This is a genomic window from Corynebacterium jeikeium, from assembly GCF_000738175.1.
Lineage (GTDB): Bacteria > Actinomycetota > Actinomycetes > Mycobacteriales > Mycobacteriaceae > Corynebacterium > Corynebacterium jeikeium_C.
The window spans coordinates 1-2140 of record NZ_JFCH01000020.1; the positions used below are offsets into that span (position 1 = coordinate 1).

Consider the following 2140-nt stretch of genomic DNA (forward strand, 5'->3'; position numbering starts at 1 on the left):
AATCATTTTAAAGCTGTAAAAACAGTTCGTGTGTGTGCGAGTGCAGCGGGTTGTTTACCGGGAATTTGCTTTATTTTCACGGTTGCTTTACACTCGTAATCCGTCGCAACGTGGCTGCCACCGATTGTGTGGTGTGTTTGTTGTGTGCGTAGGTTGTTTGAGAACTCAATAGCGTGATGAACCAAGTTTAGATACTTTGTTGACCAACCTTTGTGTTGATTCTGATGCATTGTATGTCTTTATTACTTTTGTGACTTGTTTCAGTGCTCCATTGGCTCGCATGGATTGTGGGTTGGTGGTGGTTACGCCAGCGTGGTTTTAACGTGTCCACGATATGTAATGTGCGTATCCCAGCAGGAGTCGCCTTTTTACGGGTGCTTGTTGGGCTGATGAATGGTTATTGGAAAAGTTTTTGGGATGTATGTTGTGTCTGATCAATAGTCAGCGGCGTTTTGTGTTGTTGGTGTTGGTTGATGTGATTTATTTATCCTTTTTTCAATTCTTTTGTCAGTAGTTTTTTGTTTGCCTGGTTTTCAGGCTCACCATGTGTCTGATGGCATTTTTATGGAGAGTTTGATCCTGGCTCAGGACGAACGCTGGCGGCGTGCTTAACACATGCAAGTCGAACGGAAAGGCCCTTTGCTTGCAAGGGGTACTCGAGTGGCGAACGGGTGAGTAACACGTGGGTGATCTGCCTTGCACTTCGGGATAAGCCTGGGAAACTGGGTCTAATACCGGATAGGACCATGCTTTAGTGTGTGTGGTGGAAAGTTTTTCGGTGCAAGATGAGCCCGCGGCCTATCAGCTTGTTGGTGGGGTAATGGCCTACCAAGGCGACGACGGGTAGCCGGCCTGAGAGGGTGTACGGCCACATTGGGACTGAGACACGGCCCAGACTCCTACGGGAGGCAGCAGTGGGGAATATTGCACAATGGGCGCAAGCCTGATGCAGCGACGCCGCGTGGGGGATGACGGCCTTCGGGTTGTAAACTCCTTTCGCTAGGGAAGAAGCCTTTTGGTGACGGTACCTGGATAAGAAGCACCGGCTAACTACGTGCCAGCAGCCGCGGTAATACGTAGGGTGCGAGCGTTGTCCGGAATTACTGGGCGTAAAGAGCTCGTAGGTGGTTTGTCGCGTCGTCTGTGAAATCCCGGGGCTTAACTTCGGGCGTGCAGGCGATACGGGCATAACTAGAGTGCTGTAGGGGAGACTGGAATTCCTGGTGTAGCGGTGAAATGCGCAGATATCAGGAGGAACACCGATGGCGAAGGCAGGTCTCTGGGCAGTTACTGACGCTGAGGAGCGAAAGCATGGGTAGCGAACAGGATTAGATACCCTGGTAGTCCATGCCGTAAACGGTGGGCGCTAGGTGTGGGGGTTTTATTTACGATTCCCGTGCCGTAGCTAACGCATTAAGCGCCCCGCCTGGGGAGTACGGCCGCAAGGCTAAAACTCAAAGGAATTGACGGGGGCCCGCACAAGCGGCGGAGCATGTGGATTAATTCGATGCAACGCGAAGAACCTTACCTGGGCTTGACATACACCGGATCGCTGCAGAGATGTAGTTTCCCTTGTGGCTGGTGTACAGGTGGTGCATGGTTGTCGTCAGCTCGTGTCGTGAGATGTTGGGTTAAGTCCCGCAACGAGCGCAACCCTTGTCTTGTGTTGCCAGCACGTTATGGTGGGGACTCGCGAGAGACTGCCGGGGTTAACTCGGAGGAAGGTGGGGATGACGTCAAATCATCATGCCCCTTATGTCCAGGGCTTCACACATGCTACAATGGTCGGTACAGTGGGTTGCGATACCGTGAGGTGGAGCTAATCCCTTAAAGCCGGTCTCAGTTCGGATTGGAGTCTGCAACTCGACTCCATGAAGTCGGAGTCGCTAGTAATCGCAGATCAGCAACGCTGCGGTGAATACGTTCCCGGGCCTTGTACACACCGCCCGTCACGTCATGAAAGTTGGTAACACCCGAAGCCAGTGGCCCAAACTTGTTAGGGAGCTGTCGAAGGTGGGATCGGCGATTGGGACGAAGTCGTAACAAGGTAGCCGTACCGGAAGGTGCGGCTGGATCACCTCCTTTCTAAGGAGTTTTTATTTTTTGTTTTTGTTTCTGGGTGAATAGGTAGCCGGTTCAA

The 2140-nt window shown here is 52.0% G+C and carries 1 rRNA gene; it reads left to right on the plus strand.

The features are described from left to right. Positions 1-561 precede the first annotated feature (561 nt). Positions 562-2085, plus strand: a 16S ribosomal RNA gene (locus JQ46_RS02260). Positions 2086-2140 lie beyond the last annotated feature (55 nt).